The sequence below is a fragment of the Streptomyces lydicus genome (genome assembly GCF_004125265.1).
GTDB classification, from domain to species: Bacteria; Actinomycetota; Actinomycetes; order Streptomycetales; family Streptomycetaceae; genus Streptomyces; species Streptomyces lydicus_C.
Window position 1 is genome coordinate 3,164,213 of record NZ_RDTE01000003.1, and the last position, 18,019, is coordinate 3,182,231.

Below are 18,019 nucleotides of genomic sequence, written 5' to 3' on the forward strand. Positions count from 1 at the left end.
GTCGCGGTCATCGGTGCCCGCTCAGTCCGTGATCTGCACACTGGCGGGGGGCATGGTCGGCAGTTGGAAGTCGACCTGGGTCACCTTGGCCGGCGGTGCCGGGAACTGCGCGAAGATCGGGCGGCTGTCCCCCGGCATCAGACCGCTGAGGCCGGTCGTGCACAGGCATTCGCCATTGGTGTCCCGCAGCACCAAATACCGTTTCTTGCCCGCCTTGTCGACGAGGGTGGCTCCGGAGATGGAGGAACGGGACCGCAGCTCGGTCTCGTTGGAACGCCAGTCGATCGCGTTGAAGGCGCGGTTGCCGTGATTGGACACCGTGCCGTTGACGGTGACGAAGCCGCCGGAGTCACGGACCACGGAGTGCAGGGTGACCACCACGCCGTCCGGCCCCTTCATCTCACCGATCACCTTGTCGGAGTCGGCCGCCGGGCTGCCGGGGCCGCTGTCCTTGGGGGCGGTGCTGCGGGCCGGGGGCTTGTCGCCGTCCGTCCCCTTCGCACCGCCGTCGCCACCACCACAGCCGGCCACGACGAGAGCCAGGCCGACAGCGCTCGCCATGGCGACCGCTCGTCTGGCGGCCTTCGTGGTGCGCCGAATGCTCATGGGATGCGATTCCTTTGATCGTCGTCTGGTCGTCTCGGAGGTGCCGGAGTGCGGATCGGGGTACGGGGGCGGCCGGTCACTGGGCGAGGCGTACGGAGAAGAGGTCGGAGGCGTCGGGGAGATGCCGGAGGTCGTCGGGGTCGAGCGTCCAGCGTTTTCCGTCGCAGGTGATCTCCAGGGGCGTGGCCTTGGGGGCGTCCTTGTCCTTACCGCCCTTCCCGTCCTTCCCGTCCTTGCCCCCCTCGCCGCTCTTGCCGTCGGTTTTGCCCGTGCCTCCCGTGGCGCCCGTACCCCCCGGGCCGTCCGTGGCGGGGTCGAGGGTGCAGCGGGGCTTGACGACGGACTTCGCCTTGGCCTCCCCATAGGCGCTTTTGGTCATCGGGATGACGGAATTGCCCACCGGGTTCCGGGTTTTGACCGCGACGGCGAAGGAGGTGGGCCAGGAGCCCGCGACGCAGCCGGAACCGGAGCCGGTCCGGGTACCGGAGAGGTCGGCGCCGTTGCGTCCGGCGAACCAGCCCGCGCGCTCGCAGGCCGTGTCGGACGAGACGCCGCGCCCGTTCAGCAGGTCTTTCCACACGGCCCGGTTGCTCTGGTAGCTCCCGTCGCGGAGGCCGTCGAAGAAGGTCTTGGTCAGCAGATCGCGGTACTGCTGGCCGGCGGCGAGCGCGGCCGCGTCGGCGGCGGTCTGGGCACCGTTGCGGGTGGTCGCGGCCTGCCCGACGGCGAAGAAGGCGAGCGCGAGAAAGAGCAGGCCCGCGACCGCAACGATGTAGAGCGGGAAGGCCTGCCCGGCGTCGCGCCGACGGCGCGGGATGGTGGCCGGCACCACCGTGACGGCAGCGACGGGGCCTAAATGCCGACGACGTCGGAGATCTTCTTGGCGATGGCGTTCGCGATCTGGCTGCCGAAGTCCGTGGTCGACAGGACCAGGACGATCGCCACGACCACCGCGATGATGCCGAGGTACTCGATCGAGGTCTGTCCCCGGTCGTTCCCCAAAATACGCTTCGCCATCGTCTTCCCCTCCATGGGCGGCCGTACCGCTCTGGTCCGGCTGGTCAGTCCCCGTGGCGCCGGCGCGGCCGACCGCGCTCGCGACACGAGAAAAGTACGCCGGAACAGCGTGCCCGGAACAGGGAATCCGTGCCCAATCCTCATTTGGGATTACAGATGACGGGCACAACGGCGCATTTCGGCCAATCAGTCGCACCTCACCCACCCCCGCTCCCCCTCCGGCGCCATGCCCCGTTCCCCTGCCCATGTGGACCGGGCGACCCCTCCGCGCCATGGCACGGACGAAATCGTCCGCCCACCCACTGTGACACAACTCGTTGCTCGTGCGAAGGAGTTGACGAGAAGCGGACGGTGAAGGGCACCCATCCGGCCGGATGCGGGCCGCCGCGGCCGACTGCGGGCGGAGCGGCGGCCCGCCCGGCGGCCCGCCCCACGGTCGGCACGGCGACCGGCCCGGCGGCCGCCCGCTCGAAGATGTGCATCCGCAAGGGCGGACCGGCGTGCGTGATCGTTGTGAAGGGTGCCGGCGCGGGAGACGGAACGACGGACGGAGAGGGCCGCGGCGAGGTGAACCGGCGTGGGCGTGCCGAGTGCGGACCGGCGGCGCCCGGTGGCCTCGGGCCGGGCCGGGGCCGGGAGCTGTGGCACGATTCACTCCCCCATCAGCGAGCCGAAGCTGGTCCCCGAGCCCAGGAAGAACCCCGCGATGAGCAGGATCATCGTGGCCGGGACCATAAAAGTGGTGACGACCATGGTGGCCTTGGGGACCGCGCGGGCGGCGCGGCGCCGGGCGTTCTGGGCGTCGGTGCGGCGCATGTCGTTGGCGATCTGGATCAGCGTCTCGACGATCGGCGAGCCGAGCTCCTCGCCCTGCTGGAGGGCGGTGACGAACTGGGCGACCTGTTCGGAGTCGTTGCGTTTGCGTAGCTCCTCGAAGGCCGCCCGGCGGCTGACGCCCATGTCCATCTGCCGCAGCGTGATGCGCAGTTCATCGGCCCACGGCCCCTCGTACTTCTCGGCGACCCGGTCCAGCGCCTGACGGAAGCTCAATCCGGCGCTGACCACGACCGCCAGCACGTCCAGAAAGTCCGGAAGGGTGCGTTCGATGGTGTCCCTGCGCTGGCGGATCGCAGCCCAGATGCCGACCTCGGTCCAGAAGAGGCCGAAGAGCACCATCAGGACGCCGAGCAGCGGCTGACCGCGCAGGAACATCACCAGCGCGCCGAAGAAGCCGAGGGCCCCGTAGACGGCACGCCGGGCGGCGTACCGGTCGACGGTCAGCCCGCCGGGGTTGCCGGCCAGGTCGATCCGCCGGCGGACCCGGGCGGTGCGCTTGTCGCCCATCAGCCGCAGCACCAGCGGCGCGTAGCGCATGCCGGTGCGGTCCACGGCCGAACCGACCACCGTGGTGCGGGTCGCGCCGACCTCCAGGGACAGCGCCAGGTCGGGCGGCAGCCGGGCCTCCCGGCGGTAGAGCGCGATACCGCAGCAGATGCCCACGACCGAGAGGGCGAAGGCCGCGGCCAGCAGAATTCCGATTCCCATTCCTGTTCCCCTGCGGATTCCGGGACCGAGTCCGGTATCGAGGCCGGTGCCTCTGTCGATGCCGGTTCCGGTTTCGAGGCCGGTGTCGGTATCGAGGCCGGTGCCGGTGCCGGTTTCGATGCCAGTGTCGGTTCGGTGTCGGTTCGGTGTCTAGACGTCGATCTTGGACAGCCGGCGGATGAAGAAGAACCCGAGCCCGTAGAGGACGAAGGCCACCACGACCGCGAGCTGGCCGAGGAAGGAGGAGGTCATCCGGTCGATGGCGCCCGGGGCGATCCGGTTCATCAGCAGCAGGGTGCCGATGCCGAGCAGCGGGACGACATAGGCGGTGACGACGACCTGGGAGAGCTGGGTGCGGACCTCCCGGCGGGTCTCCTTGCGCTCCTCCAGGGTCGTGGTGAGGTTGCGCAGCGAACCGACGACGGTGCCGCCGGCGCGGTTGGAGAGCACCAAGGTCGTGACCAGGACGACGAGTTCCCGGGAGGGGAGGCGTTCGGCCAGCTCGCCCAGCGCCTCGTCGATGGAGTGGCCGACGGAGAGCTTGTCGGAGACCTTGGCCAGTTCCTCACCGGCCGGTGCCTCCAGCTCCTCGGCCGCCATGCCCAGCGCCGTCCGCAACGCCAGCCCGGCCTGGGTGGCGTTGGCGAGGATCCGGGAGAGCTCGGGCAACTGGTTGATGAACTTCTCGATGCGCTTCTGGCGCTGCCAGTTGAGGAAGGCGAACGCCGCCCAGACGGCGACCAGCGCGGCGATCGGGCCGAAGAACGGGGCGAGGGCGGCCTGCGCGACCAGCCACAGCGCGAGCACCGCGCCGAGCATGTAGACGACGAATTCGCCGGGGGTGACGTCCAGGCCGGTGGCGGCCAGCCGCAGTTCGAGGCGACGGCCGAAGCGGGTGCCGCGCAGGGCGCGGTCGACGGACGGGAAGCGGCGCCGGCGTCCGTCGGACGGCAGCCTGCGCTCGTCGTCGAGCCGGTCGACGACGGCCTGCCGCTGGGCGTGCCCGGCGGCATAGGTCCGTACGCCGGCGATCGCTAGCACCCCGCACAGCAGGGCGGACCCGAGGGCGAGCAGGGCGAGGGGGTTCCCGCCGGTCATGAGAGGGCCTTCCGGGTGGCGAGTTGAGCGTCATCGGTGGCGACGCCGAAGGCGGGCGGGGTGGGCTCGCTCGCCATGAAGAGGCGTTCGGCGACCCGCCGCGGCAGCGGGAAGTAGCGGAACCGCCCGTGCACGATACGGTCCGCGCCCATCGGCTCGGCGTCGAAGCGGCAGACCGTCGCGATGCGGTAGTCCTCGTGGCCGCGCGAGTCGAGCAGGGCGACCTCGCTGATCCGGCGGGAGCCGTCGGCGTGCCGGGTGAGCTGGACGATGCAGTCGACGGCGCTGTTGATCTGGTCCCGCAGCGCCTCGAAGGGGATCTTGACGTCCGACATGGAGGCCAGGGTCTGCAGCCGCATCAGGGCGTCCTCGGCGCTGTTGGCGTGGACGGTGGCGAGCGAACCGTCGTGGCCGGTGGACATCGCCTGGAGCATGTCGAGGGTTTCGCCGCCGCGCACCTCACCGACGATGATCCGGTCGGGGCGCATCCGCAGGGAGTTGCGCACCAGGTCGCGGATGGTGATCCGGCCCTTGCCCTCCACGTTGGGCGGCCGGGACTCCAGCCGGATGACATGGCTCTGCTGGAGCTGGAGTTCGGCGGCGTCCTCGACGGTGATGATCCGCTCGCCGTCCGGGATCAGGCCGGAGAGGGCGTTGAGCAGGGTGGTCTTGCCGGCGCCGGTGGCACCGGAGACCACCACATTGAACTTGGCCCGCACCAGCCCCGCCAGCAGCATCAGCATCTGCTCGTCGAGCGTGCCCATGCCGATGAGTTCGGCGAGGGTGTAGGCGCGCGGGAAGCGGCGGATGGTGAGGGTGGCGCCGTTCAGGGCGAGCGGCGGGATGATGACATTGACGCGTTCGCCGGACGGCAGCCGGGCGTCGACCATCGGGTTCGACTCGTCGACCCGCCGGTTGACGGTGGAGACGATGCGCTCGATGGTCTGCATCAGCTGCTCGTGCGAGGCGAAGCGGACGGGCAGCAGCTCGACCCGGCCGGCCCGCTCGACGTACACCTGGTCGGGGCCGTTGACCATGATCTCGGTGATCGAGGCGTCTTCGAGCAGCGGCTCCAGCACCCCGAGGCCCAGCGCCTCGTCCACCACCCGGCGGATGAGCTGGGCGCGTTCGGCGGTGGAGAGGACCGGGCCCTCACGGCTGATGATGTGGCCCAGCACGCGTTCCAGCCGTCCGCGGCGCTCGGCCGCGGCCAGCGAGGACATCTCGGCGAGGTCGATCTCTTCGAGCAGTTTGGCGCGGTAGACGGCGACCAGATTGCTGTCCTGGCGCGCTTCACCGGCCGGCTCGGGTGCGACGATCCGGGCTTTCAGACTCATCGCGGGGGTGCTCCTTCGTACGTGTCCACGGTGTCCACGGCGGGCGCGAGGCCCAGGGCGCCGGGTTCCTGCGGGCGGGGCATGGTGGCGGTGCGGGAGGCGGTGCCGAAGTTGTCCACGCCGGGGATGATCGAGGGGATGGTGACCCGCACCGTCGCTCGGACCGAACCGCCGCCGTCGCCGCCCACGGTGATGCCGGCCTTGACCCAGTCGCTCATCGCGGCCCGGCCGGCGGCCTCCGGGGCGGGTGGGTGGTCGGCCTCGTCCATCGAGGCGGTACGGGCCGCGGCGCGTGCTCCCGTACCGGCCTGCTGGACGGCGAATGCGGCGATGCCGAGCTGGACCACCGCCAGCCCGATGACCAGCAGGATCGGCAGGAAGCCGAGGAATTCGATGGACACCGTGCCCCGGTCGCGGCCGTGGCCGCGGAGCCGGGCGGGCAGGCGGAGCCGGGCGGGCGGGCGGAGCCGGGCGGCCAGGCGGAGCCGGGGCGCGGCGAAGCGGGGTTGGGCAGAGCCGGGGGGCTTGGCGGCGGCCCGGGACAGGGCCGGCAGGCGTACGGCGCTCACCGGGGGTCCTCCTTCGCGGCGCCGGCCGAGCCCCGCACCGGCCACGGGAAGCTGCCCGCGCCGGGGAAGAGCACCGGGACGTCGATGTGGACCGTCGCCTTCCACACGTCCCCTCCGTCGCCGCAGTCGATGGCGGCACCGCCCCGCCAGGAACTGGGCAGTTCGTGCTCGGCGGCGGCCTGGCACGCGCCCGCGCCGCCGCCCTCCGTCGCCGTACCGGCCCGCGCGCCCCGGTCGGCGGAGTGGGCGGCGAGCGAGAACGCGTAGCCGACCAGCACCAGCTGCCACAGCAGCGCGAGGACCAGCAGGATCAGCGGGAGCATCCCCAGGAACTCCACGGCGACCTGCCCCCGGTCGTTGCCGCCCAGTGGGCGCCGCACCGCTCAGCCCTCCTCGTAGGGACCGGCCGGATCGAACGGACCCGAGCCGCCGGCCGCCGCCGCGGAGCCGCGCCGCGCGCCGAAGCGGATACCGGAACCCGACCCCGACCCGGAGGCCGGCCCCGGGGCCGGACCCTGACCCGTCCCGGAACCGGGAGCCGCCCCCGGCGTTATGGCCTTGCGCCGGCGCCCCGTCAGCGTCGGGCGCGCCCGGTGGCTTCCCCGGCCCTCCCGCCGTACGGCCGGTGACTCGACCAGGCCGAGCTCGCCCGCCAGCGCCCACAGCGCCTGCCGGACCGTCGACCGCCCGTCGAGGTCCTGCATCCGGCCCGCGTCGACACAGGGCTGAAGCTCCTTGAAGGCGGCCGGTACGTGGGTCCTGGCGACCTGGGTGCCGGTGGCCTTGGCGACCAGCGGCGGCTGGATCTCGGTGTTACGGGTGAGGCGGTTGACCACGGTCGTGGTGTCCTCCGCCTGCCGGATCTGCAGCCGGTCCCACAGCCGCACCTGCCGCTTGGCGGCCCGTACGGCCACCACGTCCGGGGTGGTCACCAACAGGGCCACATCGGCGAGTTCGACGGCCGCCGCGTTGGCGGACTGCATCTGGGAGCCGCAGTCGACCAGCACCACCTCGTAGCGGGAGCGCAGCGCACCGATGATCTGGCGGGCCGCCCGGTCGTCGACCTCCTCACCGCGCTCCCCCTCCTCGGGCGCCAGCAGCAGCCCCAGGCCCGTGTGGTGGTCGTGCACCGCGTCCTGGAGAACCCGTACGGAGATGTCCGTGATGCCCGCCAGATCGACGATCGAGCGGCGGAACTGGACGTCCAGGTAGGAGGCCACATCGCCGGACTGCAGATCCAGGTCCACCAGCGCGACGCTCCGGCCCGCCGCCCGTGCGGCCAGCGCCAGCTGCACCGCGGCGACCGTGGTGCCGACCCCGCCCTTGGCGCCGGTCACGGTCACCAGGGTGCCGGCCGGCCCGGGTGCCGCCTCGGGGCTGCCCCCCAGGTGCACCCGCACCCCCGCCGACCACTGGGCGGCGGCCTGCACCCGGGCGGCCAACTCGTCGTAACCGAGCGGCAGTCCGACGATGCCGCGGGCACCGGCGTCCATCGCCGCGGAGAACAGCGCGGGCCCGGCATCCGTGGTGATCAGTACGACGCCGACGGCGGGGAAGCGCAGCGCCACCTCGCGGATCAGCTCCAGCGCCGGCGTCGGGCCGATCCGCTCGTGGACGAGCACGACCTCGGGAAGCGCTTCGACTCCGGACGGCGCACCGGACTCGGGCGGGGTACCGGCGAGCGACCCGCCGGCCCCCTGGGCGGCGGCGCCGGCCAGCGCGTGGAGCAGCGCGGCGGAGTCGGCGACGGCGGGTGCGGGCTCGGCGTCCGGCAGCTGGTTGAGCAGCGAGGACACCGCACGCGCCGCGTCCGGGTCACCGATTGCCGGGAGGATACGGATGGTCACCTGAGCCTCCGGGTCACTTGTCGCCGTCGAGGGTGTAGGTGCGCTGGCCCGGCGGGACGGTGGCCTCGCTGCCGGGGGCGAGCAGGGCGAGCCGTACGTGCGAGGCGAAGGACTCGGCGTACGCGACCCGTTGGGCGTCCTGGGTGTTCAGCGCGAAGGTGATCGGGACGGCGTCACCGGCCTGCCGCCCCGTGGCGGCGGAGGTGGTGTCGCCGGGGTCCTTGGCCTCCAGCGGCGTCAGCTTGCCGACGTCGATGACCTGGGCACCGGAGACGATGACCTTGGAGACCGGCTTGTCCTCGGGGCGCTTGCCCTCGAAGGTGGCGTAGATGTTCACCCGGGCGCCGGGGTTGATCTTGCCCGCCACCCCGGTGGCCGCGTCGATCATGATGGCGATCTCCTGCTGTCCGGCCTTCAGCGCGGGCCGCTCGACGATCATGTCGTCCTGCAGCAGCGACCCCTTCTTCAGCGGCGTCACCGCGATCCGGCCGCTGACCTGGTCCAGGTCGGTCACGGCGGTGGGCGGCAGCCACCGCTCGGGCATCTTCACCTTCTCGAACTGCCCAGGATCCAGCGCTTTATAGGCCGCGACATCCGTCTTCAGCCGGTACGCCGTCTTTTCGGGACCGACCTTGGACTCGACGTTCTGGATCACCGACAGTACGCCGACGAACGCGCCGACCGCACAGAGAACCGACAGGAGCAGCAGGATCACTCCGCGGCGCTGGCGAGAGTTCATGGGGGAGGGACCTCGATCGGGACGGGAGAGGACGGGCGGGGAGGGACGGAGGGGGGGGTAGGCGGGGAGGGAGGGGCTGAGGGAGGGCAGGTGGCGGGGCGGCCGGCTCTGGACGGGGGCGGCGACCGGCGGCGGCTGCCGTGTCCGTTGGCCTTAGGGGCTGACGGGGTCCGCCGGCCGTAGGGGCTGACGGGTCGGCAGCCGGCGGCAGGGCACGGGCGGCCGGAGGCGGGAGGGCGCGGGCGGCCCGGCTGGTTCAGCGCACTCGGGCCACCGTCCGCGGGGTACCGGGGGTCGCCGGCCGGCCGGACGGGGCCGGGTACCCGGGACCCTCCGGGTGGCCGGGGTGCTGCGAGTGACCGGGCTGTGGGTGGCCGGGCTGTGGGTGGCCGGGCTGTAGGGGTCCGGGGTACTGCGGGGCGTGCTGCTCGGAGTGGCCGTCGAAATCGGGGTGACCGGGCAGGTCCCAGTGGCCGGGGGCACGAGGGCCGGGAGCACGGGCGCCGTCGGACGCGTAGGGGTTGCCGGGCACCGGGCGCCCGGACCCGTACGGATTCTCTGACGCGTACGAGGTCCCTGGGACGTACGGGTTCCCCGACCCGTCAGGGCAGCCCGCCGTGAGATCCGGCCCGCGGACGTCCCACTGGCCCTGCCCCTGCCCCTGGCCTTGCTGCGGCTCTCCGGGGCGGCCGCTACTTCGTACATCCGCCGCACCCGGCACACCGAGCACACCGGCCACACCAGCCGCACCGGGAGGTGTCACCGGCGAGAGGCCGCGCTCGTCCCACGGCGAGAGAGGCTGACCGGCCGCCGGTTCCGAAGGAGCGGCAGCCTCACCCGGCCCCCCGGAGGTAGGCGCAGGACCGGGGGCCGGAGCGGACGCCGACGCGTGAGGCGGCTGAGGGGACGCGGAGGCAGGGGCGGAAGGCGGGGCAGCGGTCGGCGCAGGGGCGGGTCCGGGCTCGGGCGCAGGAGCCGAAGCAGCCGAACCGTCCGAGGGATCCGCAGAGGCCCCGGTAGCCGAAGCCGCCGAGGAACCGGGAGCAACCCCGGGAGCGGGCGCAGACCCCGGAGCCCCAGCCCCAGCCGCAGCCGCAGCCGAGACAGAATCCGCAGCCGTCGAGGAAGCCGCCCCCAAAGCCCCAGCAGTGATGGCCGCCGCCCCCTCTCCCGGCCGGTGTTCCGAGCCGCCTATGGCCGCCGGCCCCTGGCCCGAGCCGCCACCCCCCGCCGCCCGTTCCCGTGCCAGCGGCGCCGCGCAGAACGCACAGTGGTCACCGAGGAGTTCCAGGCCGCACCAGCCGCACTCTTCACGCCGTACGGAGGCCACGAGCTGCCGCAGGACCGACACATCCGGTATGGCCGCCGCGAATTCGATCAGCTTCTGGGTTCCCCACCACCGGGCGGACTCGGCGGGCAGCCGGGCCTCGTACACCCCCTGCACCCGCCAGGCCGGGGCAAGCGTGCCGGTCACCCAGTCCGAGGTGAGCTGGCCGCGGGCCACCGTGAGCTGGGTGGCGAATCCGGGCGCGGGCAGCCCGGCCTCGGTGCTGTGCCGGTCCACGTGAAGCAGCTGCGGCTCGGGATGGGCCAGCACCGCGAAGTGGGCGCCGGGCAGCCAGGACTTCACATGGGACCGCAGATCGACCTCGATCCGGTCCAGGCCGCTGACGCTGCCCAGCAGGGCGCCGGTGTGAAGGTAATGGGTCAGCAGCCGCGCGGCGGCGGCCAGCACACCGGGGCTGAAGTCGCACAGTGACAACTGCCGCAGTTGACGGGCCAGTAGGGCCACGCCCAGCGGCGGCAGGGGCAGCGGCACGATGGCGATCCGGTCGCTCTCCAGGACGGCGCGCAGGGTGTGCATCCGGCGGATGTGCTCCGGCGGACAGGCCGAGGAGTACAGCACGACGAGGTGGCCGTGGTGCTCCAGGACGGCGCTGGTCTCCGTCAGGGCGTCGTCCAACGACTGGAGCTGTGGGGCCTGGAGGACGACGGCGGCCGGGGTCTGCCGGTCGGTCGGGGGCAGCGCGAGGTCCGGGCTGGTGACGGCAATCGCGGTCGGCACGTCGCTCCCCCACTCCCTGACGGCCGCCGGGGGCCCCGGGACCGCGGATCGGCACAGCTCTGCGCCAGAGGCGCCATACGCTCAGCACTTTATCCACAGAGATACGCCCCAGAGAACACGTTCTGGGCTACTCGTCATGACCATCACCCCGAAGTGAAATGGCGCATACCGGCCCAGCGGCCCTCAGCGGAGGGCCCACCTCTTCCCCTCCCGCCCCTCTTTCCCCTCTCCCCCGATACAGCGCCGGGTCCCGCGCACCCCGTGCACGGGACCCGGCATCCGGCATCGCACCTCGCGTCATGTCACCTACGGGTGGCCGCCGGCTTGGGCAGCGTGCATCCCGCCGCGCTCAGGTCCAGCTTGTTGCCGGCGCCGAAGCACTTCGGTATCCCGTACGTCTCCTCGGCGTAGTTGATGCCCTTGTGCACCGTGACATTGCCGTTCTCGTCAACCTCGCACGGGTTGTTGACGGTGCACTTCTCGCCGTCCTCATTGCCCGTGTTGTTGATGGCCGTGACCTTGCCGGTGGCGGTGTCGATCACCGGCGACCCGGACGTGCCGCCGATCGTCTTGCACTGCGGGGTGTAGCGGACCGAGTCCTTCCAGCTCCAGTCCCCCTCCTTGAGGGTGGGCACGAAGCCGTCGATGTTGCAGGAGTAGATCTTCTTCCAGTAGCCGGAAACGACGCTGATCGCCGCGCCCTTGGCCGGGTGGTCGGTGGCCAGCTCCAGTGGCTTGATCCCGTACTTCTGCTCGATCTGCGCATACGTCGACGAGGTCTGGTAGATCGTGACATCGGTGTCGGTCATCGTGGCGTAGGCGACCTTGTTGGCCCTGATCGTGCCCGCCCGGCCGGCCGACTTGTTGAGCAGGGTGAAGCTGCGGCTGGACGGCTGGTCGACGATGACCTCGCCGGGATCGGGCATACCGCTTTCCAGACAGTGGCCGTTGGTCATCACCAGGGCCGGGTCGTTCGGCTGCGAGGTGGGCATCCGGACGACCGAGCCCGAGCAGTTGCTCAGCGCGACGGTGCCGGCGAAGTCCACCGCCTTGGCCTTGTGCCGCTGGGTGAGTTGCCGCGTGAGTCCCTGCTGCTTGACGTGCTGCTGCTCTGCGTTCTGCTGCTTGATGTGCTGCGCTCCGTGCTGCGGCGCAGCGTGGGCCGTTCCGACGGTGCCCGTCAAGGCTGCGGCTCCCAGCACGGCCGTGGCCAGGGTGCCGACGAGAGGTCTGTTCATGTGGGGGTCCTCTCCGCTTATGTCACCGAAGCGCCCTCAGGGGCGTTCGGCTTTGTCGTGCGCATTGTTGGCGCCACCGCGGCATGAGGCAATGAATTTCCCGAAACCGATGGGCAGTTGCCGTTTTCCCCTCGAAACGCCCCGCCTGCCGACGCCCTCGCATCTGGCCGTGCGACGCCTTGACCCGCTCATGCCAACGCGCCAAAACTGACGCCGTCGCTTCGCTCACACCCCACAGGAGACCGCATGCGACCACGTATCCGCGGCGGACGCAGAACCGTCCTCACCGCGCTCCTCTCCCTCGCCCTCGCCGCCCCGGTCGCCGCCGCCCAGGCACAGGACGCCCCCGCGGCCCGGCCCGCCGCCACCTCCGTGGCGAGCACCGAACTCCCCCATCAGTACGAGGTCACCGGCCTCGCCACCCCCGCCCAGCGCACCGCCCTCACCACGACCGGCGCCACCATCGACGAGGTCCACGCCGGGAAGGTCGTCATCACGGCCGACCGCGCCCAGGCCGCCGCCGCCCGCCAACTCGGCTACTCACTCCGCAGATTGCCGGACCCGCCGGCCACCAAGCCCGCGCCCCCTGCCGGCACCGCGGTCAAGGACTTCCCCTCCGGCTACACGAAGTACCACACCTACGACGAGGCCACGAAGGAGATCGACGCCCTCGTCGCCAAGTACCCGGCCCTCCTGAGCAAGCAGGTCATCGGCACCTCCCACGAGGGCCGCGCCCTCCTCGCCCTCAAGCTCAGCAAGAACGTCGCCAAGGACGAGGCGGAGCCCGAAGTCCTCTTCACCGCCCACCAGCACGCCAGGGAACACCTCACCGTCGAGATGGCCCTCTACCTCCTGAACGAGTTCACCTCGAAGTACGGGACCGACCCCCGCATCACCAAGATGCTCGACTCCCGCGAGGTCTGGATCATCCCGGACCTCAACCCGGACGGCGGCGCCTACGACATCGCCTCCGGCTCGTTCCGCAGCTGGCGCAAGAACCGCCAGCCCAACACCGGATCCCGCAACATCGGCACCGACCTCAACCGCAACTGGGACTTCAAGTGGGGCTGCTGCGGCGGCTCTTCGTCGAGCACCTCCTCCGAGACGTACCGCGGCGCGTCCCCCGCCTCCTCCCCCGAGGTCCAGGTCGTCTCGAAGTTCGTCCACAGCCGGATCATCGGCGGCAAGCAGCAGATCAAGGCCGCCATCGACTTCCACACCTACAGCGAACTGGTCCTGTGGCCCTTCGGCTTCACCGACGACGACACCGGCCCCGGCATGACCCAGGACGACCACGACACCTTCGCCACCATCGGCAAGAACATGGCCGCCACCAACGGCTACACCCCCGAGCAGTCCAGCGACCTGTACATCACCGACGGCTCGATCGACGACTGGCTGTGGGGCGACCAGAAGGTCTTCGCCTACACCTTCGAGATGTACCCGTCATCCTTCGGCTCCGGCGGTTTCTACCCGCGCGACTCGGTGATCCCGAAGGAGACGTCACGGAACCGGGAGGCGGTCCTGCGACTCCTGGAGGTCGCCGACTGTCCTTACCGGGCGATCGGCAAGGAGGCGCAGTACTGCAGCAGCGGCAGTTGACGCACCACTGCCGGGACGAGAGGCGGGCCACGTCCACCGCGACGCGGCCCGCCGCGCCCCTGACGGGTGCGGATGCGCACACCTAGAGCAGGTGGTCGGCCTTGCCGGCCTTGATGTCACGGATGAGCGTGCGGAGAGCTTCGTGGGTGTCGCTGACGTAGGCATCCTCAGCGCCCGCTACGGCGATGTAGGCGTTGCCCTGGTCGTCGGTGCCCACACGGAAGCAGTTGTTGCCTTCGCCGCAGTAGGGCTCTTCCCAGTTGATCTCTCGCATGCGACCTCCCTAGAGCAAGTGATCCGCCTTGCCTGCCTTTATCTCGCGGATGAGCGCGCGGAGAGCTTCGTGGGTGTCGCTGACGTAGGCATCCTCGGCACCCGCCACCGCGATATAAGCGTTGCCCTGACCATCGGTACCTATGCGAAAGCAGTTGTTACCTTCCGCGCAGTAGGGGTCTTCCCAAGCAATTTGAGCCATGTGGCCCTCCTCAGAGCTGACGGACGATGCGGTGAATAAAGTCCCGAGATTCGCGCGCCCCGAGCGTACGGGCATGCATCCAGCCCATGTGCTCCCGGTACTTGGCGAGCTGAGCATCGGCATGAGTGAATTCGGGACCGTGAGCCGAGTCCAACTGGACGGTGTCCAGTGGCGGCACATCTCCTTCGGCGTACAGAACGGCATGGCCGGCGCCCGGGAATGCGCCCGCCTCAACAGGAAGCACGCGCACCTCGACGTTCACCAGCTCGGACACCTCACAAAGATGCTGCAGTTGTTCTCGGGTCACAGCGCGCCCACCGAACTGCATGCGCAGGGCGGACTCATGAACGTATGCGACATAGTTGACCGGGTTGTCGCGTTCCAGGATCTGCTGGCGACGCAACCGGAAGACCACCCGTAGCTCCACCTCTGACCTGGGCAGTGGTGGCAGCGCGGCGTCGAAGATGGCGCGTGCGTATGCACCCACTTGAAGCGGCCCGGGCAAATGCACGGCCTGTTCGGACCGCAGCCGCGTAGCGTGCCATTCCAGCTCGGCGACATCCAGCAGTCCTTGAGGGAGGTTCCCCCTGAACTGCTCCCACCACCCGCGCTCGCGGGAGTTGGCCAGTTCCGCCAGGGCATCGACGTATCGCTGGTCCGAGCAGTCGTAGTTGCTGGCGAGAATCCGTACGCGTTCAGGTGAAGTGGAGCGGATTCCGGACTCCATATTGGAGACCTTCGTTCGGTCCAACCCAAGCAGGCCGGCCGCGTATTCGGTGGTTCGACCTGCGGCGAGGCGCATCTTGCGCAGCTCGGCACCCAGGCGCTTCTGACGCTCCGTGGGCGTGGCCCTGGTGGGCATCGGCACCCCTCCCTCCCCACTCGGTGAGGTCAGTCTGCATGACGCACGTGGTACTGATCCAGTTCGTGGGAGGCAATGTGCGAGACGAGGTGGCACATGAGCCACCTACACCTCTACAGTCAGTAACGCAACGCTCACGCTCCACGCAGTCGGAAGCGCATCGCGCGAGCCTGCCCGCAGTTCCTCCTGCCCTGGGAGGGGCGGGCCCGCGCCAGGGAGACAGGCCACCGGCTGCCGCACATCAACCACCCGTGTTCACAAGGGAGTTGTTATGCCCACAGCCATGTCCGTCTGCCCGCACCCCCTCGACATCCGCACACCGCGCGTGCCCGAGAACCTGGCCTACAGCCTCACGCTTCCCGCTGCGCTCGCCAGTCCGGCCGTCGCGCGGTCCGCCGCCCGTACGATCCTGGAAGCGCATGGCCTGCACGACGTGACCGACGCCGCGACCCAGGTCATCGGTGAACTCGCCGCCTCTGCGTGCCTGTTCACGCCGTCCGACAGCGTCTATCTGTCGCTGCGCTATCGCGACGACGCGCTGCGCGTCTGCTTCTACGACGGGCACCCACGCCATACTCACCGCCGTCTAGCGGCGGCCTGTGACGGCAGGCGGCGGTCCATGCTTCTGTTGCTGGCCTGCGTGATGCACGCCTGTGACGGTGAGTGGGGGTTCGGGGAGTCGTCCGAGCCAGGCGACGGGACGCGGTTGTGGGCCGTACTTCCGCGTGAAGGGGCGCGGGCATACGGGCACGCGGCGTGACGTACACAGGGGGCGCCGGATGCCAGGCACCCCCTGTACGTAACGGGCGCCTCCTGCCCGTAAAAGGGGACGGGATATCGCGACCGACGCCTACACGACCACGCTCACCAACGCTGCCACCGCGAACCCGGCGACCGAGAGCACCGACTCCAGCACGGTCCAGGACTTGAGGGTGTCGCGTTCCGTGATCCCGAAGTACTTGCTCACCATCCAAAAGCCGCCGTCATTCACATGTGAAGCGAAGATCGAGCCTGCCGAGATGGCCATGATGATCAGGGCGAGGTGGGCCTGGGACATGCCCTGGCCCTCCACGAGGGGGACGACGATGCCGGCCGTGGTGACGATGGCGACCGTGGCGGAGCCCTGGGCGACGCGGAGGACGAGGGAGAGGAGGTAGGCGAGGACGATGACGGGGAGGCCGACGTGGTGGAAGGTGTCGGAGAGGGCGGTGGCCACGCCGCTGCCCTTGAGGACGGCGCCGAAGATACCGCCGGCGCCGACGACCAGGATGATGTTGCCGACCGGCTTGAGCGAGGCGGTGGAGACCGTCTCCAGGGACGTGCGGGACCAGCCGCGGCGGATGCCCAGCAGGTAGTACGACATCAGCAGGGCGATCGTCAGGGCGACGAAGGGGTGGCCGAAGAACTCGATCACCGAGCGGCCTGACGAGGGGGCCAGGGCGATGGAGGAGAAGGTCGCCAGGAGGATGAGGAGCAGCGGGGTGCCGATGATGGTGAGGACGGTGGTCAGGGGGACCGGTGCCTCGTCGGGCGTGACGCCGGCCGCCGCCTTCTCCGCGGTGACCGCGGCCTTGGCCTCGTCCGCCGCCTCGACCGTGTCCTGCGGGACGGGGACGAACAGCCGCTTGCCGATCCAGGCCGCGTAACCCCAGGCGGCGAGCACCGCCGGGATGCCGCAGAGGACGCCCATGAGGACGATCCAGCCGAGGTCGACCTTGAAGAGGCCGGCGGCGGCGACCGGGCCGGGGTGCGGCGGCAGGAAGGCGTGGGTCATGGACAGGCCCGCGAGGAGCGGCATGCAGTGGAGGAGGATCGACTTTCCGCTGCGCTTCGCGGCCGCGTAGACGATCGGGGCGAGGACGAAGATGCCGACGTCGAAGAAGACCGGGATGCCGAAGATCAAGCCGGTCAGGCCCATGGCGAGCGGTTCGCGCCGCTCGCCGAAGAGGCGGAGCAGCCGGGAGCTCAACACCTCGGCGCCACCCGAGACTTCGAGGATCGCGCCGAGCATGGTGCCCAGGCCGATGATGATGGCGACGTGCCCGAGGATGCCGCCCATACCGGTCTCGATCATCGAGACGGCGTCGGATTTCTGGACCGTGCCGAAGAGTTCGGTGACGGAGAGCCCGGCGGCCAGGCCCACCGCGATGGAGACCGTGAGCAGCGCGACGAACGGCTGCAGCCGGACTTTGATGATCAGGACGAGGAGCAGGGCGATGCCCAGGGCGGCGACCGTCAGAAGCCCCGCGGTGCCCGGTATCAGGGCGATCAGTCCACCGGTGTGGGGTGGTGGCGGCGGGGTGGCGGGCGTGGCGGCGAGGACCATGGGGTGACTCCGTTGTCAGGCAGGGGCGGCTCCCGGGCAGGTCCGGGGTGTCCCCTGGAAGGCGTCTCCAGGCAGGGGGGACCGCGGCACGGCGCCCCGTCGGTACGGGGCACCGTGCCGTGCGGCGAACGGTGCGCGTGCGGTGGTGCTAACGGCAGGCGGGGCAAGGGGTGCGATGCCTCAGCTCAGGACGGCGAGGGCGTCGATCTCGATGAGCAGCCCCTTGGGCAGGCCGACGTAGACGGTCGTACGGGCCGCGGGGGCCTCCTTGAGGCCCTGCTCCTCGAAGTAGGCGTTGTAGATCTCGTTCATCTCGGCGAAGTGGTCCACGTCGGTGAGGTAGACGCGGATCATCATCGCGTCGTCCCAGCTCGCGCCGCCCTCTTCGAGGATGGCCTGGACGTTGGCGAGGGTCTGCAGGGTCTGCTCGCGCAGGGTGGGGCCGGCCGGGGTGGGGGCCTGGCCCTCGACGGCGGGGAGGAAGCCGACCTGGCCCGCGACCTGCAGGATGTTGCCCTTCTTGACGCCGTGGGAGAACTTCGCGGGCGGGGTGGTGTGGGTGGCCGGGGTGAGCGCGGTCTTCTCGGTCATGGGATTCAGGCTTCCTGTACGGGGCCGGTGGTTACGGGCTAGCGGTTACGGGGCCGGTGGTTGCGGGCCTGGCGGTTACGGGGCCAGAGTTACGGACCTGGC

Annotated in this window: 19 protein-coding genes; 2 read left to right on the forward strand and 17 right to left on the reverse strand. The window is 70.6% G+C overall.

Features of this window, described 5'->3' with window-relative positions; all coding sequences use genetic code 11:
* Positions 1–21: 21 nt before the first annotated feature.
* From D9V36_RS16310 to D9V36_RS16355, 12 genes are all read right to left on the reverse strand, one after another.
* The gene (locus tag D9V36_RS16310) at positions 22–606 is read right to left on the reverse strand and encodes a hypothetical protein (protein ID WP_129294414.1); all 585 of its coding nucleotides are present in this window, start codon (positions 604–606) and stop codon (positions 22–24) included.
* A gap of 76 nt (positions 607–682) precedes the next feature.
* On the reverse strand, positions 683–1,435 hold the full coding sequence (locus D9V36_RS16315) for a pilus assembly protein TadG-related protein (protein WP_129294415.1): 753 nt from the start codon (positions 1,433–1,435) through the stop codon (positions 683–685).
* Between the two features lie 23 nt (positions 1,436–1,458).
* Positions 1,459–1,623, reverse strand: a complete 165-nt coding sequence (locus tag D9V36_RS40930; protein ID WP_164992958.1) for a hypothetical protein — start codon at positions 1,621–1,623, stop codon at positions 1,459–1,461.
* 651 nt (positions 1,624–2,274) lie between these two features.
* Positions 2,275–3,168 carry a DUF5936 domain-containing protein gene (locus D9V36_RS16320; protein ID WP_129294416.1) on the reverse strand — a complete coding sequence of 298 codons (894 nt, stop codon included), beginning with the start codon at positions 3,166–3,168 and terminating at the stop codon, positions 2,275–2,277.
* Positions 3,169–3,318: 150 nt separating this feature from the next.
* Entirely contained in the window at positions 3,319–4,266 is a 948-nt protein-coding gene (locus D9V36_RS16325) for a type II secretion system F family protein (protein ID WP_129294417.1), read from the reverse strand.
* Positions 4,263–5,603 (reverse strand): CpaF family protein, encoded by a 1,341-nt coding sequence (locus D9V36_RS16330; RefSeq protein ID WP_088799691.1) that lies wholly within the window; start codon positions 5,601–5,603, stop codon positions 4,263–4,265. The genes D9V36_RS16325 and D9V36_RS16330 overlap by 4 nt, the downstream gene beginning before the upstream one ends.
* The gene (locus D9V36_RS16335) at positions 5,600–6,082 is read right to left on the reverse strand and encodes a TadE/TadG family type IV pilus assembly protein (RefSeq protein WP_129298457.1); all 483 of its coding nucleotides are present in this window, start codon (positions 6,080–6,082) and stop codon (positions 5,600–5,602) included. Before D9V36_RS16335 ends, D9V36_RS16330 begins: the two co-directional genes overlap by 4 nt.
* 86 nt (positions 6,083–6,168) lie before the next feature.
* Positions 6,169–6,552: a TadE/TadG family type IV pilus assembly protein gene (locus D9V36_RS42035; RefSeq protein WP_241720891.1), complete on the reverse strand. Its 384-nt coding sequence runs from the start codon at positions 6,550–6,552 to the stop codon at positions 6,169–6,171.
* 3 nt (positions 6,553–6,555) lie between these two features.
* A complete protein-coding gene (locus D9V36_RS16340) occupies positions 6,556–8,019 on the reverse strand; it encodes an AAA family ATPase (RefSeq protein ID WP_241720892.1) in 1,464 nt (487 codons plus the stop codon).
* Positions 8,020–8,032: 13 nt separating this feature from the next.
* The gene (cpaB, locus tag D9V36_RS16345; RefSeq protein WP_206739678.1) at positions 8,033–8,758 is read right to left on the reverse strand and encodes a Flp pilus assembly protein CpaB; all 726 of its coding nucleotides are present in this window, start codon (positions 8,756–8,758) and stop codon (positions 8,033–8,035) included.
* A gap of 256 nt (positions 8,759–9,014) precedes the next feature.
* Entirely contained in the window at positions 9,015–10,823 is a 1,809-nt protein-coding gene (locus D9V36_RS16350) for a hypothetical protein (protein ID WP_129294418.1), read from the reverse strand.
* 302 nt (positions 10,824–11,125) lie between these two features.
* Positions 11,126–12,061 (reverse strand): S1 family peptidase, encoded by a 936-nt coding sequence (locus tag D9V36_RS16355; RefSeq protein WP_129294419.1) that lies wholly within the window; start codon positions 12,059–12,061, stop codon positions 11,126–11,128.
* A gap of 246 nt (positions 12,062–12,307) precedes the next feature.
* On the opposite strand from D9V36_RS16355, the gene D9V36_RS16360 reads away from it, so the two are divergent.
* Positions 12,308–13,663, forward strand: coding sequence for a M14 family metallopeptidase (locus tag D9V36_RS16360; protein ID WP_129294420.1), 1,356 nt, complete (start codon positions 12,308–12,310; stop codon positions 13,661–13,663).
* An 82-nt stretch (positions 13,664–13,745) separates the two neighbouring features.
* Here the strand turns inward: D9V36_RS16360 and D9V36_RS16365 are convergent, their stop codons facing one another.
* The 3 genes from D9V36_RS16365 to D9V36_RS16375 are packed head-to-tail and all read right to left on the reverse strand — an operon-like array spanning position 13,746 to position 15,000.
* Positions 13,746–13,937 carry a hypothetical protein gene (locus tag D9V36_RS16365; RefSeq protein WP_129294421.1) on the reverse strand — a complete coding sequence of 64 codons (192 nt, stop codon included), beginning with the start codon at positions 13,935–13,937 and terminating at the stop codon, positions 13,746–13,748.
* A 9-nt stretch (positions 13,938–13,946) separates the two neighbouring features.
* On the reverse strand, positions 13,947–14,138 hold the full coding sequence (locus D9V36_RS16370; protein WP_129294422.1) for a hypothetical protein: 192 nt from the start codon (positions 14,136–14,138) through the stop codon (positions 13,947–13,949).
* 10 nt (positions 14,139–14,148) lie between these two features.
* A complete protein-coding gene (locus D9V36_RS16375) occupies positions 14,149–15,000 on the reverse strand; it encodes a helix-turn-helix domain-containing protein (RefSeq protein ID WP_129294423.1) in 852 nt (283 codons plus the stop codon).
* A 271-nt stretch (positions 15,001–15,271) separates the two neighbouring features.
* Between D9V36_RS16375 and D9V36_RS16380 the strand changes: the two genes are divergently transcribed.
* On the forward strand, positions 15,272–15,760 hold the full coding sequence (locus D9V36_RS16380; RefSeq protein WP_129294424.1) for an ATP-binding protein: 489 nt from the start codon (positions 15,272–15,274) through the stop codon (positions 15,758–15,760).
* A 90-nt stretch (positions 15,761–15,850) separates the two neighbouring features.
* Here D9V36_RS16380 and D9V36_RS16385 read toward each other — a convergent pair whose 3' ends face one another.
* Together D9V36_RS16385 and D9V36_RS16390 are read right to left on the reverse strand one after the other, a co-directional pair.
* Positions 15,851–17,326 carry a GntP family permease gene (locus D9V36_RS16385; RefSeq protein ID WP_129294425.1) on the reverse strand — a complete coding sequence of 492 codons (1,476 nt, stop codon included), beginning with the start codon at positions 17,324–17,326 and terminating at the stop codon, positions 15,851–15,853.
* Positions 17,327–17,506: 180 nt separating this feature from the next.
* On the reverse strand, positions 17,507–17,917 hold the full coding sequence (locus D9V36_RS16390; protein WP_129294426.1) for a RidA family protein: 411 nt from the start codon (positions 17,915–17,917) through the stop codon (positions 17,507–17,509).
* Positions 17,918–18,019: the final 102 nt, after the last annotated feature.